13 protein-coding genes are annotated in these 15,098 nt (G+C 46.6%); 12 read left to right on the plus strand and 1 reads right to left on the minus strand.

Annotation, left to right across the window (positions count from 1 at the left end; genetic code table 11):
• Positions 1 to 305 precede the first annotated feature (305 nt).
• From alaS to ACQW03_RS18445, 11 genes are all read left to right on the plus strand, one after another.
• Entirely contained in the window at positions 306 to 2,939 is a 2,634-nt protein-coding gene (gene alaS / locus ACQW03_RS18395; protein WP_071642469.1) for an alanine--tRNA ligase, read from the plus strand.
• Between the two features lie 136 nt (positions 2,940 to 3,075).
• A complete protein-coding gene (locus ACQW03_RS18400) occupies positions 3,076 to 3,336 on the plus strand; it encodes an IreB family regulatory phosphoprotein (protein ID WP_007431624.1) in 261 nt (86 codons plus the stop codon).
• Between the two features lie 9 nt (positions 3,337 to 3,345).
• Positions 3,346 to 3,762: a Holliday junction resolvase RuvX gene (gene ruvX, locus ACQW03_RS18405; protein WP_013311524.1), complete on the plus strand. Its 417-nt coding sequence runs from the start codon at positions 3,346 to 3,348 to the stop codon at positions 3,760 to 3,762.
• 13 nt (positions 3,763 to 3,775) lie between these two features.
• Positions 3,776 to 4,078: a DUF1292 domain-containing protein gene (locus ACQW03_RS18410; protein ID WP_013311523.1), complete on the plus strand. Its 303-nt coding sequence runs from the start codon at positions 3,776 to 3,778 to the stop codon at positions 4,076 to 4,078.
• A complete protein-coding gene (locus tag ACQW03_RS18415) occupies positions 4,075 to 4,380 on the plus strand; it encodes a DUF1292 domain-containing protein (RefSeq protein WP_071642467.1) in 306 nt (101 codons plus the stop codon). The genes ACQW03_RS18410 and ACQW03_RS18415 overlap by 4 nt, the downstream gene beginning before the upstream one ends.
• A 94-nt stretch (positions 4,381 to 4,474) precedes the next feature.
• Complete coding sequence (gene mltG / locus ACQW03_RS18420) at positions 4,475 to 5,503, plus strand: endolytic transglycosylase MltG (RefSeq protein WP_071644376.1); 1,029 nt, start codon at positions 4,475 to 4,477, stop codon at positions 5,501 to 5,503.
• A gap of 11 nt (positions 5,504 to 5,514) precedes the next feature.
• Positions 5,515 to 6,444 (plus strand): peptidase U32 family protein, encoded by a 930-nt coding sequence (locus tag ACQW03_RS18425; RefSeq protein ID WP_441951067.1) that lies wholly within the window; start codon positions 5,515 to 5,517, stop codon positions 6,442 to 6,444.
• A gap of 32 nt (positions 6,445 to 6,476) precedes the next feature.
• Entirely contained in the window at positions 6,477 to 7,808 is a 1,332-nt protein-coding gene (locus tag ACQW03_RS18430) for a peptidase U32 family protein (RefSeq protein WP_071642463.1), read from the plus strand.
• A 224-nt stretch (positions 7,809 to 8,032) separates the two neighbouring features.
• Positions 8,033 to 10,282, plus strand: coding sequence for a methyl-accepting chemotaxis protein (locus ACQW03_RS18435; protein WP_441951069.1), 2,250 nt, complete (start codon positions 8,033 to 8,035; stop codon positions 10,280 to 10,282).
• Positions 10,283 to 10,383: 101 nt separating this feature from the next.
• The gene (locus ACQW03_RS18440) at positions 10,384 to 10,506 is read left to right on the plus strand and encodes a hypothetical protein (RefSeq protein WP_256703379.1); all 123 of its coding nucleotides are present in this window, start codon (positions 10,384 to 10,386) and stop codon (positions 10,504 to 10,506) included.
• A gap of 85 nt (positions 10,507 to 10,591) precedes the next feature.
• Positions 10,592 to 12,367, plus strand: coding sequence for a peptidoglycan D,D-transpeptidase FtsI family protein (locus tag ACQW03_RS18445; RefSeq protein ID WP_441951072.1), 1,776 nt, complete (start codon positions 10,592 to 10,594; stop codon positions 12,365 to 12,367).
• Here the strand turns inward: ACQW03_RS18445 and ACQW03_RS18450 are convergent.
• Positions 12,355 to 13,509: an AI-2E family transporter gene (locus ACQW03_RS18450; protein WP_076294379.1), complete on the minus strand. Its 1,155-nt coding sequence runs from the start codon at positions 13,507 to 13,509 to the stop codon at positions 12,355 to 12,357. The genes ACQW03_RS18445 and ACQW03_RS18450 overlap by 13 nt on opposite strands.
• Positions 13,510 to 13,688: 179 nt before the next feature.
• Between ACQW03_RS18450 and ACQW03_RS18455 the strand changes: the two genes are divergently transcribed.
• Positions 13,689 to 15,074, plus strand: a complete 1,386-nt coding sequence (locus tag ACQW03_RS18455) for a polysaccharide deacetylase family protein (protein WP_076294378.1) — start codon at positions 13,689 to 13,691, stop codon at positions 15,072 to 15,074.
• Positions 15,075 to 15,098: the final 24 nt, after the last annotated feature.

The raw sequence follows: 15,098 nt of genomic DNA on the forward strand, positions 1-15,098 counted from the left end.
CGGCTAAATGACACGGATATACTGAGTTGAGTATGTTTAAATGTGTTTATCCAGTAGGGAAAGCTCATTTCGAAGTGCGGGCTGAACCCGCCGGGATGCTCCCGTTACCAGTGAAAACAAGGCGATCGATCGTCCGTTAAGCAAATGTTGGTGTGCAGCTTGCGCATGGGCATTTCGTACAGAGGGGACGGCGTTAACCAGGGTGGTACCGCGATACAATCGTCCCTGATCCGTTCAGGGGCGTTTTTCTGTTTTTTATGGCCTGTGCCAGGAACCAGTGACACCATAATTAGGAGGCTACTTATATGAAAGCTAGTGAAATCCGCTCCAAATGGCTGGAGTTTTTTGAAAGCAAGGGACATGTGATTGAACCAAGCGCGCCGCTTGTTCCACATAAAGATCCTTCCCTGCTGTGGATTAATGCGGGTATGGCACCGCTTAAGCCTTATTTTGACGGACGTGTGAAGCCAGAGAATCCACGTATTGCCAATTCGCAAAAATGTATCCGGACGAACGACATTGAGAATGTCGGTAAAACGCGCCGCCATCACACCTTTTTCGAAATGCTCGGCAACTTTTCCATTGGTGACTATTTTAAGGAAGAAGTCATTACATGGGCATGGGAGTTTCTGACGGATCCAAAATGGATTGGTTTTGATCCGGAACGTCTGGCTGTAACTGTGTATCCTGAGGATGAGGAAGCGTACAAGCTGTGGAACGAAAAAGTTGGACTTCCTGCCGAGCGTATCATCAAACTGGAAGATAACTTCTGGGATATCGGTGAAGGCCCTTGTGGACCTTGTACGGAAATCTTTTATGATCGTGGCGAAGCCTACGGTAGCGACATGACGGACCCTGAAATGTATCCGGGGGGAGAAAATGAGCGTTATCTGGAAGTGTGGAACCTCGTATTCTCACAATTCAACCATAACAAAGACGGCAGCTATACGCCGCTTCCAAACAAAAATATTGATACAGGGGCTGGATTAGAGCGTTTTGCATCCATTTTGCAAAATGTGGATTCCAACTTTGATACGGACATCTTCCAGCCACTAATCCAAAAAACAGCGGCGATGGCAGGAGTAAAATATAACGAAAATGTGGACAGTGACGTGGCTCTCAAGGTTATAGCTGACCATGTCCGCACCGTAGCTTTTGCAATTGGTGACGGTGTGCTGCCTTCTAATGAAGGACGGGGTTACGTGATTCGCCGTTTGCTGCGCCGGGCTGTGCGCTATGGAAAAATGCTGGGCATGAACCGTCCATTTATGTTTGAGCTGGTGGAAACCGTTGGGGATGTCATGGGTGTGTATTACCCTGAGGTAGTGGACAAGCGTGATTTCATCATTAAAGTGATCAAAACGGAAGAGGAACGCTTCCATGAAACACTGACAGATGGATTGGCAATTTTGTCCGATATCAGTGCTCAGGCAAAGGCTGAAGGTCGCAATGTCATTAGCGGAGCAGATGCTTTTAAACTGTATGATACGTACGGGTTCCCATTCGATCTCACAGAGGATTATGCGGACGAGCAGGGCTTGAAAGTAGACCGTGAGGGTTTTGATGAAGCGATGCAGGAGCAACGCAAACGTGCCCGTGATGCTCATCAGGACAGCGCGAGCATGAAGATTCAGGGTGGAGCTTTGTCCGATCTGGCGGTTAAAAGTGAATTTGTTGGATATAATGACCTCGTAACTGAGTCTAAAATTGTGGCGATTGTATATGAAGATGTACTGGTGGACAGTGTTAGTGAAGGGCAGTCTTGTCAGGTCGTGCTTGATGTGACTCCTTTCTATGCCGAAAGCGGAGGGCAAGTCAGTGACCAAGGCTTGCTGCGTGGAGGTACGGTAACCGCGAAGGTCGAAGGACTGTTTAAGGCGCCACAAGGTCAGCATGTGCATCAGGTTGTTGTAGAAGCCGGTGAGTTGAACGTGGGCGATACGGTGAAAGCAGAAGTAGATCAAGCTTCCCGTGGAGAAATTGAGAAAAACCATACGGCTACACATTTGCTTCACAAAGCGCTTAAAGAAGTGCTGGGTGACCATGTCAATCAGGCGGGTTCTTTGGTTGAGCCTGGGCGTCTGCGTTTTGACTTCTCCCATTTTGGAAGCATTACACCAGAAGAGCTGGCGGATATTGAACTGCGTGTAAACCGTGCCATCTGGAGCCAACTGGACGTTAATATTGAATTGAAACCGATTGATGAAGCCAAGGCTCTCGGAGCAATGGCGCTGTTCGGTGAAAAGTATGGAGATATCGTACGGGTCGTTAAGGTAGGCGATTACAGCATTGAACTATGCGGTGGCTGTCATGTCAGCAATACTTCGCAAATTGGCTTGTTCAAGCTTGTCAGCGAGAGCGGCATTGGATCAGGTGTACGTCGTATTGAAGCGGTGACCGGGCGTTTTGGCTTTGAATATATGGAAGGTCAATTAGAGCTGTTGAAGGTGTCGGCTGGGCTTGTAAAATCCAAGCTGTCTGAGGTACCAAAGCGTATCGAATCTTTGCAGCAACAAATTAAAGACCTCAGTCGTGAAAATGAATCGCTGCAAAGCAAGCTGAGTGTTATTGAGGCGGGCCAGCTGACCGATCAGGTCGTGCAAGCAGGCGGGGTGCAGCTCTTGGCTGCACGTGTGCAGGCTTCAAGCATGGACGCGTTGCGTGCGATTGCTGATGAACTGAAAGGGAAGCTTCCGGCTGCTGTATTGGTGCTCGGCGCTGCAATGGACGACAAAGTTAATTTTGTCGTAGCAGTTCCGGCAGAGCATACCAAAGCTGGACTTCATGCAGGCAAGCTCGTGAAAGAAATTGCTGCTGTATGCGGTGGCGGTGGTGGCGGACGACCTGACATGGCGCAAGCCGGTGGTAAAGATGCCAGCAAGCTGGACGAAGCACTTCAACGTGCGCATGAACTGGTGTCGGCAGCCTCACAAGGATAAAGTTCGATAATTTTTGCGGATTTTTGGGAAAAAACGGGCTTAGATATTTCCTTGTAGGGCTTTGCTTATGGTATGATGTAAAAGAATAAGCTGGCATAAACATGTACACATGTTTTGTGGAAGCGAGGTGTCAACAATGGATTCCATGGACAAAACGGTCAAATTTAATGTCAAGGCAGATGAGAAGGAAGCTTCTGCTCAGGAGATTTTGTTGACCGTATATGATGCGCTGGTGGAAAAAGAATACAATCCGATCAATCAAATCGTCGGCTATTTGCTATCCGGTGATCCGGCTTATGTGCCACGGCATAATAATGCCAGAAGCCTGGTACGTAAAAAAGAACGCGATGAGTTGATTGAAGAGTTGGTTCGTTTCTATCTCGCCAAGCACCGTTAGGAGACAGGCATGAAAGTAATGGGATTGGATTACGGGGATCGCCGAATTGGGGTCGCCGTAAGTGATGCCTTCGGCTGGACCGCCCAAGGATTGGAAGTCATAGAACGACGCGGTGACGACAGCGAGTTCGGTAAAATTGCAAATTTGGTTCGTGACAATGAGGTCGGCGAGATTGTTGTAGGCTTGCCGAAAAACATGAACGGAACCGTGGGTCCACGCGGTGAGATTTGCATCGAGTTTGCGAACCGACTCAAGGAGTTACTGGGTTTACCCGTTCACCTTTGGGATGAACGGCTGACGACGCGTTCGGCGGAGCGTGCGCTTCTGGAGGCCGACGTCAGCCGAAAAAAACGCAAGCAGGTGGTAGATAAACTGGCCGCAAGCCTGATCTTGCAAAACTATTTGGACGCACACAGTACAAGGTGAGGGGGATTTCGTAATGGCTGAAAATCAAGTGGGTATGGAAGAAGAGCCGGAAATTATTTATATTGCCGATGACGAGGGCAACGAGGAAGAGTTCGAGGTCATTATGAAGTTTGAGGTAGATGGTTCCGAAGCGAAGTACATGATGGTTGCGCCAGTGGACCCTGAAGCTGATGAGTCCGATGTGTACGCCTTCCGTTACGAGGAAGAAGGCGATGATATTAAATTGTTTGTGATCCAAGACGATGCCGAATGGGAAATCGTCGAAGAGACCTTTAATACATTTGTAGAAGAAGAGGAAGAGGAAGACGGGAAATGACGATCTATTCACGTGAAGACCTGAGTTGGACCTCTGATTTGAAGGAAACGTTCGACGGCGGTGTAGAGCTGCAGGATGAACAGGGCCATGCGATTCGCATGGAATTGGAAGCAGAGTTCAAGGTAGGTGAGCAACGGTACGCCGTATTGCGTAGACCCGGGGCTGCTGTTGGCGAACATGAGCTATATCATGTAAGCTCATCCACAGACGGCGAAATCTCCATCACCACCATTGAAGATGATGATGAGTGGGAAGATATTTCCGAGCTGTACGACGAATGTACGTTGCCGGAAGAACTGTAAGTCTGGATAACGATGAGATCAAACCTGAAAGGGCGGACCAGTCCGCCCTTTTTGGCTGTGAAGGAGTTGGGTGGATGTGAAGCGAAGGACGAGGATGTTTACATTGTTTCTACTGCTTATCATTATAGCAGGAGGGGCAGCCCTCTATATTTGGAGTGCCATGCAGCCTGTTCAACCCCAAACACAACCCGTTGCTTTTACGGTGGTGCAGGGAACAGGAACATCGGCTATTGCAGATACGCTGGAGCAAAAGGGACTTATACGTAATGCGCTCGTGTTTAAGGCTTATGTAAAATTTAAACAGCAAGGAAGCGGATTTCAGGCCGGAAAATATGAGGCGAAGCCTGGCGCAACCTTTGATCAGTTGATTACTAAGTTATCGGCTGGAGATGTTGTCAAAGAGGAAATGATTCGTTTTACAATCCCGGAAGGTTTTACGATTAGACAGATGGCTGATAAGCTGCAAAAGGAAGGACTGGCAGACCGGCAGCAATTTTTGCAGCTGGCCAACGATCCGTCCGCTTTTGACGTCGCGCTAATGCGGGACATTCCAAAGCAGGCGGGGCTTCGCTATGCGCTGGAGGGCTATCTTTTCCCAGAAACCTATGAGCTGAAAAAGGGCAGCACAGCCAAAGATATTATACAGGCGATGCTAGAACAGACGCAAAAACGGCTGGAGACTGTTTCCGATTTGGATGCCAAGCTAAAACAACGGGGTGAAACGCTGCATCAACTGCTGACGGTTGCTTCTCTAGTAGAGCGTGAGGTAGTTGTGGATGATGAGCGGTCTGTAGTAGCTGGCGTCATTTATAACCGAATCAAACAGGATAAGAAGCTGGAAATTGATGCTACAGTTCAATATATGCTGGATAAGCAAAAGGAACGGCTGTATTACAAGGATTTGGCTGTGGAAAGCCCTTATAATACGTATATGCATCAGGGACTTCCACCAGGGCCGATTGCAAGTCCCAGTCTGAAATCAGTGATAGCAGCTTTACAGCCGAAAGCTACAGATTATTTGTTTTATGTGACCAAAAAAGATGGAACACATGAACATTTGTTTGCCAAAACGTATAAAGAACATTTGCATAACATTCAGGTAAGTAACCGTAAGACAAATTAGGAGGTGAGCCTATGGCTTACAAACCCGAACTACTGGCAACTGCCAGCTCTCCGGAGGATGCCCGCCATATGCTGGAGGCTGGAGCTACTGCATTACTTATTGGAGATGACCGCTTTGGAATGCGGCTGCCGGGACATTTTACACCGGACCAAATCCGTGAAGTGGTGGAAGAGGCACGGAAGCATACGGCGCAGGTATACGTATCCATGACGAATTTGATGACGAACGAGCTATTGCCACTTCTTCCCGAATATGTGCAGACCCTAGCTGGATGCGGCATAGACGCCATTGAGTTTAATGATCCTGCAGTGCTCATGGCCGTAAAGGAGTATGTCCCGCATCTTAAGCTGTTCTGGAACGGTGAGATGATCTCCACCAACTTCGCAACCGCCAACTATTGGGGTGAAAAAGGAGCTTCCCGGGTCATTTTGGCTCGTGAGCTCAGTATGGATGAAATTACCGAAATGATACCAAAGTTGAACATAGAAGCACAGGTTCAGGTACATGGCATGACCAATATTTATCACTCCAAGCGTAAGCTTGTTCAAAGTTATATGCTGCACCAGGGACGTAATGTAGAAGGCGATTTGGGCAGAGGGCGCGGCTTGTTTCTGATTGAAGCAGAGCGTAAGGAAGAGAAGTTCCCCATCTACGAGGATATTAATGGGACACATATTATGAGTTCAGATGATTTTTGTATCATGGAGGACCTGCATATTCTGATGGAGGCGGGCGTGCATAGCTTTAAGATCGAGGGCTTATTGAAACCTACGACTTACAATGAGGCGGTTGTTCGTGCTTATCGTAAAGCCATAGATAATTATACAGCTGACCCGGATGCTTATGCTTATGATGAAAGCTGGCTGGATGAAGTTCGCCGTCTTCAAGATCCGGAACGGGAACTTTCCTTCGGATTTTTCTATAAAGAGCAGGTTTATTAATTTTAAAATGAATTCACAGAGGGGGGAACGTCATGGGGACGATAACCAAAACGAGAAAATATATAGGTAAACGGAATCGTCTGGATAAGCCGGAGCTGTTGGCTCCTGCCGGAAATCTGGAAAAGCTGAAGTTTGCCGTTCACTATGGCGCGGATGCTGTATATATTGGTGGACAAAAATATGGTCTGCGCTCTAACGCCGACAATTTCAGTTTTGAAGAAATGCGCGAAGGTGTAGAATTTGCTAACAAATACGGTGCTAAGGTGCTTGTAGCCACCAATATCTATGCCCACAATGAGGATATTGCCGGAATCGAGGAATACTTGCGCAATCTGTACGAGGCAGGAATTCATGCCGTTATCGTCGCTGATCCGGCTATTGTGTCCGTGGCATTGCGTGCTGTTCCCGGATTGGAAGTGCATTTGAGCACACAGCAGTCCACGCTGAACTGGCAAGCGGTAAAGTTTTGGAAAAACGAAGGACTACCGCGTGTGGTACTGGGACGTGAGACCAGTCTGGAAGAAATCGAAGAAATTAAAAAGCATGTGGACATCGAAATCGAAGCTTTTGTCCATGGTGCGATGTGCTCTTCATTTTCCGGCCGCTGCGTGTTGTCTAATCACTTTACAGACCGTGATTCCAATCGTGGGGGATGTTGTCAGTCTTGCCGCTGGAAATACGATTTGTTTGAGGATGCCCGCCCAGGTGAGGTTTGGATATCTGAGGAAGAGGCACAGGATAGCAATGTACTAAAACAGTTCCAGCTCGGTGTTAACCAGCTTCCACTGTTCGAAGAGAGCGATAATGCCTTTTCTATGGGTTCCAAGGATTTGTGTATGATTGAAAATGTCCCTGATCTGATTGATGTAGGTGTGGACAGCTTTAAAGTGGAGGGACGTATGAAGTCTATCCACTATGTGGCTACGGTCGTGAATGTCTATCGTCAAGCGATTGATTCCTATATGGCTGATCCTGAAAATTATGTGCTCAAACCAGAATGGATTGAAGAAATTAACAAGGCAGCCAATCGTCCGTTGAATACAGGGTTTTTCTACGATACACCGGATCATGAGGATCATATTTATGAGCCGGAAGAAAAAGCAGTCCCTTATGATTTTGCCGGACTGGTCATGGACTACGATGCCGCGAGTGGCATTGCAACCATTCAACAACGGAACCATTTTAAACCAGGGCATGAAATCGAATTTTTCGGCCCGAACGGAACATTCTTTAAACAAACGGTCGGAACGATCTGGGATGAGGAAGGCAACGAATTGGATGCTGCTCGTCACCCGCTTCAACGAATTAGAATGAAGGTAGATCAGCCCGTATCGTATTTTGATATGATGCGTAAAAAGAAGTAAATAAGCCTTAAGTCACAGGTGAAAAGATACAAAAGCCTCTCCTATCGGTTGGAGGGGCTTTTTTTTGAATAGTTTTCTAGGAAAAAAGTTTCACAAAATTTAGTTGATACTCAAAGGAAAGCTACATTCCTTGTCGAATAGTTCCGATAGAAGTTATATAGATAATAGATACATAATGGATGACGTGGAATTAGAAACTAATTATATGGTGGTAGGTGAGAGAAATGGGTTTACGGAAAAAAGAGGGGAATACAGCAAAAAGGCAACCCAAGAAAACGGATCAAATGCAGGGTTTGAAAGGCAGTAAAGTGACAATGGATAAAGAGGAACAAAAGGTTGCGGTTTCTTCAAAGGTTGCCCCCTGGGTAGCTAAGGCGACTCGTAAAGGTACACACAATTTAAAGCGTTTACTTAAGCCGGAAAGGTACAGTAAAGATTTCATGCACTTGGTCAAAAACTATAATCCGATGCGTTCGGTTGGAATGAAGTTGTTTCTGATCTTTTTTGCGGCAATTATGTTATTTGTGGTCAGCTTGGGGATGCTCTCATACTATAAGGCTAAAAGTACGATTGAGCAAAATGCAGCTACGGCTTATCAGCAGACCGTTCAGCAAACTTCAGAAAAGCTTGATATTATTCTAGAGCGCTTTCAAGACACATCGACACAGGTATTTTTCGATACTGAATTAAGTGATCAGTTGCAAAGGGCTGTAAAGCAAGATAAAAATCCTTTTGCATCTTTTGTTGCTATGGGCGAAGTAAACAAGAAATTAACGAATATTGCTTTTACGAATAAAGCGATCGATTCATTGTACTTGTACCCGGAAGAAACCAAGTTAGCTGCAATGGGCACCGGAACACAAAAGGATGTACGGCAGGAAGCGTGGTTTAAGGATATTTTGAAAAACAAGGGAATTGTTTGGCTGCCTACGCAGGTGAATGACAATGGCAGCAAGACCTTTCGCCTAGCACGCTCCATGAACAGTATGTCCGGGTTGGGAGGGACTTACGTTCTGGTTATGGATTTAAAGTCCAGTGCTGTGGAGGACGAGTTGAAAGGTGTTAATTTGGGCTCAGGCAGTATGATTAGCCTTGTGACAGACAAGGGTGAGTTTGTAGGTTCTAACAATGAGAGCTTAGCAGGAGGAAAGACAAAGCTGGATTACGTTTCCAAGCTTGAAGGGATCGAAGGAAATCAAATTATGGAGCAGGAAGCAGACGGCAAAAGGCAAAGTGTGCTTACGGTTCATAATACACTGGGAACTTCCAAGTGGATTCTCGTGGGTGTAGTACCTGTATCTGAGCTGGTGAAAGACGCTAAGGGGATACTAACCACGACCTGGATATTTGCCGCAGTGGCTGCACTCATTGCATTGTTCATTGGACTGTGGATCGTGCGCCTCGTGGCTCGTCCATTGACACATCTGAAGGATTTAATGGTCGAAGGCGCCAAAGGCAACTTACAAATCCGAACGAACTATAAGGCTCAGGATGAAATTGGGCAGTTGTCAGAAAGCTTTGATGCGATGATGGAGCAAATTACATTGCTGGTAGAACAGACGAATGCCTCAGCTCAGGAGGTTCTGGATACAGCGACGGAACTAGGCGATGCCTCGAAGAAGACAGCCATTTCAGCCAAAGAAATTGCAGCAGCAACGGAAGAGATTGCTCATGGCGCCGCCAGTTTGGCAACAGAGGCTGAACGTGGCAGCGGACTTACCGGCAATATATCTCAGCAAATGGAAACGGTTATGGCTTCCAATTATGAAATGAGTCTGGTCGCACAAGAAGTTGAACAATCCAGTGAAAAAGGGACCATTCAGCTGAAAAATCTATTAGGCAAGACTCGGGTTACGGAAGAAACTACACATGCTCTAGTGGGCAAAGTAGATGAACTGAAGCAGACAACTTCTGATGTATTTAAGGTGCTGGACGTACTACAGGATATTGCGAAACAAACGAATATTCTATCACTGAATGCGACGATTGAAGCGGCACGAGCGGGGACGGCCGGGCGTGGTTTTATGGTGGTAGCTAATGAGGTTCGGCAGTTGGCCGAACAATCACGTCAAGCTATTCGTACAGCTACAGGCATTACTAACAATATCGTCAATGAAATGAATGAAACGGTACAGGCATTATCTAAGGTGTACCCGCTGTTCCGGGAGCAGATGGGAGCCGTACAGGAAACAACGGATATTTTCCAATCGGTGCAGCAGCAAATGGGAGAGTTCGCGCTACGATTGGGAACGGTCACCGCCTCCATTCATCATCTGAGTGAATCGCAAACCACTTTGTCCGAGGCAATGACCAATGTAAGTGCGGTAGCCGAGCAATCTTCAGCTACTTCGCAGGAAGTCGCTTCGCTCAGCACTGAACAGGCCAATATTGGCAATCAACTGGTAGGTTTGTCGGATAAGCTGGAAGGAGTATCGGTGAATTTGAAGGAACAACTTTCGCGGTTTACGGTGTAGATATAACAAAACCATGGGAATCAGGATTGTTACTGATCTCCGTGGTTTTGTACTTTTATCAGTGGATGTGCTTAAAAATTTCTCAAGAAGGAAAGCGAAAGATGAATACAAACACAAAAGTAGCTTGGGTTGTGCTGGCCATTACCATTTTTATTACGGTTTTTTATTCGTTAGACGAGATTTTAGATTGGAACCCAGAAGCAGGCATCACAAGATACAAATAAATTCGGAAACCCATTCACGTTAAAAGTTGAGTGGGTTTTCTTTTTCAACTACAGGACATACTACTGGAAAAAAGATGAAAGAAGGATGGGCGTGCCGAGGCGTGGTAGCAGTTTCATTCAAAAACGTCGAATTGCATATATGGCCTTGGGGGTGATGGCACTACTGCTGATTTTATTATTCCGATTGGCTTGGCTTCAGGGGACAGCGGGCATTCATATGTCCGTTTATGGGGGGCATTCGCTTAAGGAAATGTCAGCACGTCAGCGACAGGAGGGTATTTCTATCGACTCTGGACGTGGGCAGTTTACGGACCGGCATGGGCAACCCTTGACTGGCGGAGTCGTATGGGTGCCAGTGCTTTTTCCCGATGTAGATGGCAAAGTGGCTTTACATGGCGAAGAACTGGCCGAGCTACTGCGTACGAATAAAAAGCAACTACTGACACGATGGAAAGGACTGCAATCCCCGCTCATATGGCGAGATGGGCGCGGAGAGCCCGTACAAATCAATCCGAATGAAGCAGGCAAGCTGCTGAAGCTAGCCCCTTCGCTTATTGAGCTTGTACCTTATACGAAACGTTACAGGGATTTGCCCAATGGCAGGCAATGGCTTGGCTTTCTGTATGAACGTGCCGACCGAGCGAGTGAACTGCCGATGGGGGCAGCCGGGCTGGAAAGAACGCTGGAGCCGCTGCTAAGCGGCGTCGGTGAAACGTTCGTCTCCCGGTTTGTAGATGCACAGCGTCGTCCATTGACTCATGTACCGCTGCGTGTCAGTGCTTCATCCAATGGTCACTATCCTTTACAGGTGCAGACTACAATTGATCTACCTATACAGGAAAAGATTGAAAAGCTGACGGAATCTAGTCATTTAGCAGAAGGGGCGGTGGTAGTGCTCGATGCAGGCAACGCGGATGTACTGGCGATGGTGTCTCGCCCTTTTTATAATCCCGGGCATGTTGATCCGCAGAAAAAAACAGACTGGTCTAATCGTGCCCTCAAGGCGATAACGCCCGGTTCCATTTTTAAGTTGGTTACGGCTGCTGCTGCACTTGAATCAGGTGTTGTCCAACCGCAGGAACAATTCCATTGTCATGGAACTTATGGCAAGTACGGTTTGGCTTGCTGGAAAAAAGAAGGACACGGTACCCTGAACCTGGAGGAAGGGCTTGCCGTATCCTGTAATAGTGTGTTCGCTCATCTCGGCGAACGGCTTAATCCTGAGCAAATTCAGGCCACAGCCTCTGCACTGGGATTGAGCCGAATTGTGGGCTGGCAGGAGCGGAATCTTGCAGGACTACCTCAATTCAGACCGCTGGATCACGAAGAAAAGGGAGCCGTATTCGGCTCCCATACGAACGCGTCTGATCCGGGCGTACGTGTACAGACAGCTATCGGTCAGCGCGATGTGCTGGTAACGCCTCTCCAAGCTGCCAATCTCATCGTCACCTTGTTGCATGATGGTCAAGTACATGCACCACGCCTCGTCAAACGCATCAGTTACGCAGACGGTAGCACCTTACTGGAACTACCTGCTCATGCTGCACCTTTACCCGAGGGCAGCCGCTTGATTCACACATCGACGGCTCGCACGCTTCGTGAAGCAATGGAAAAGGTTGTGACACAGGGGACTGGTGTCTCCTTGCGTAATAAATCATGGAATCTGGCCGGCAAATCGGGTACGGCCCAAGCTTTAAAGAACGGTCACCCTATCAATCACCAGTGGTTTATAGGTTATGGTCCGATAGAACGGCCTCGTTATGCAGTCGCCGTCCTTGTGCAAAATGCTTCAACACATTCTGAAAATCAAGCTACAGCACTTTTTGGTCAAGTAATGGATCTGTTAGCTCAATCCTCCTGAGTACCACGAGTAGCTTCACGATCCTCCTCCTGGATTTTTACGATAAACGGGGGCTCGTCAAATTCCTCTGTCGGAAACCGAATCCATTTCTGCAGATAGCCTTGCTGCCACAATTCCTTGAGCAAAATGATCAGAATTGGAGACAGAATTAATCCGGCCAGTCCAAAGATGGATAACGATATAATGGCAAAGGAAAGCATCAGATAGGCAGATGAAACACCGATGGAATTACCAGTGATTTTAGGCTCTGCCAGCTGGCGGACGATAACGGTGACAGCCATGACAATAAGCAGGCCTACAGCCAGGCCGGTATTGCCTGTGATAAACAGATACACTGCCCACGGAATAAAAATAACAGGCACACCCAACAAGGGCAGGATATCAAACAAAGCTGCCACGAGAGCCAATGATAGGGCATTATCCACTTGTAAAATGAGTAAACCTATAAATACGAGAACAAAGGTAATCCCTACCAGCAGAGCTTGAGCCTTGAGAAAAGCGGAGATGGCTTTAAGTACGTGATTTTTTAGAAAAAGGAAAGCAGTTTTTAGTGTCTTGGGTGTCTTACTACGGGCAATGCCCTTCCAAAGATTAATTTCCATACTTAAAAAGAACGCTAAAATGATGGCAATGGCAAAGTTGCCCATAAAAACAGTGAAGGAACTGAGGAACTGTATGAAAAAGGATAAGCCTAGCTGTGCCCATTTCGTAGCAATGGTGGTGGCAGTCGCAAAATAATCATTCACACGTTCAGTAACACTCGGAGGTAAAGCAGCGATTTTATCTTGAGAAAGATGAAGATACCGCGTGAATTCCACTTGGATAATCTGAGTATATTGTGGGAGGTTTTGCGCGACTTTCGTAAATTGCGTAACCAGAATCAGGCCCAATCCGAAAAAAATAGCAAGTAAGAGGACGATAAATAGCAATACGGAGAGTGCGGAGGCAAAAGGCTTTTTCATTCCTTTCCGATGAAAATAACGGGCAGCAGGTTCAATGCACCAGAACACGACGAACGAAAGGAACACAGGTGCGGCAAGTTGATACAGTTTGCTGGATACGAACATAATTAAATACACGGTTAATACAATCAAACCGATATCAAAAACGGTACGCCAATATTTTTTGTACAATGGAAGCATATGTATACAACGACTCCTTTTAGATTTTTATTTATTGTACACTAAATTGGACCTCAATGCTGACCATATGCAATAGCGAAATCTCGGCATGTTTACGTCATTGTGATAACATATAAGTAAGTGAGTTTTCCTCAGGAAGCCTGCTTGGGGAGTTCAGAATAGAAAAGTGGGGATAAAACGTGCAGACTTTGCTGTTATGGATGTTTTACATTTCAACTTTTTATGCTTTTATTCCGGCGCTGGTTAGTCGTATATTTGGTTTCCGGGTGTTCAGGCGTGGCAAAAGTGAGCAAGAATATGCACTCACCTTTGATGATGGCCCTGATCCAGTGTATACATCACAGCTGCTTGATTTACTGAAGCGTTTTGATGCCAAGGCTACTTTTTTTGTTGTTGGGATGAATGCAGAAAAACACCCTGAGCTTCTGAAACGCATGCATGATGAAGGTCATCTAATCGGTATTCATAATTATGTGCACAAGTCGAATTGGCTTATGCGGCCTGTTACCGTCAGAAGACAAATTGCCCAGACAGAGTCAGTCATTCGTCGAGTAACTGGCGAGGGAACGACCTTTTATCGCCCACCTTGGGGGATCGTGAACTTTTTTGATATTTCCAAAACCAATGGTCGTCGAATCGTATTATGGTCCTCCATGTTCGGGGACTGGAAGGCAAGCATTGGAGCGAAACAATTAGCGGAGAGAATGCTCAAAAAGCTGAGGGGTGGCGAGGTCATGCTGCTCCATGACTGTGGTACGACATTGGGGGCAGACGTGGAAGCGCCCCAGAATATGCTAATCGCACTGGAGAAGTTACTGAGGGTCGCCCAAGAACGACAATTACGCAGCGTACGGGTGGATACCTTGTTTTGCCGTCAGTCTGTCAATCAACCTACTGCCTCCGAGATGTCCAGTACGGGCTGGTTAAAAAGAACGCTGGTATTTGGATGGTTCCAGTATGAGCGGCTATTCCATGTTTTGTTTCGTCTTCGTCCCGTAAGCAAGGAGGATACGATCTTTTATTATCGTCGCCGTATCTATCATGGGCCAAATGTAAATATGGAGAACAGCAGATGGCTAGAAAAAGGAGACCCGGTAATCGAGCTTCATTTTGATAATAAAAAGTTGTTTCAATTGGGTTCGACGGCAAAGTCGATGGTACATCTAGCTATTCAATTAATTCGGATTGTAAAAAAACAACTTCCTGATCTGGCCCAACGCATTGTACATGATTCTGAAATGAAGGATGTAAAGGCGATCTATGCAGTAAGTATGATTCATCGGGGACCAGAGAAGTTGGGATTTCAAGTTCGAGAGCTTCCCAAAGGACTGTTCAAGCATGTGTCCACTGTATATCTAAAGCTGTTATTTCGTATTATCCATTCTTCGGGTTCAAAGCAATTGAGTGAAAAAAAAGATGTAATGGTACCGAAACTGATTGTGATGCCAATGGATACCTTGTTTGACTGTTTTCATCAGGGAGACTTACACCGCTTAGACGAGGCTCTTGAGCAAACAGCTCAGAGAGATGATGTCCATATACTCAACAGCGAAATGACTGAATAGGCTAACCCTAATGACCTAATAAAA

This window comes from Paenibacillus sp. DRB1-1, assembly GCF_052119485.1.
GTDB classification, from domain to species: domain Bacteria; phylum Bacillota; class Bacilli; order Paenibacillales; family Paenibacillaceae; genus Paenibacillus; species Paenibacillus polymyxa_B.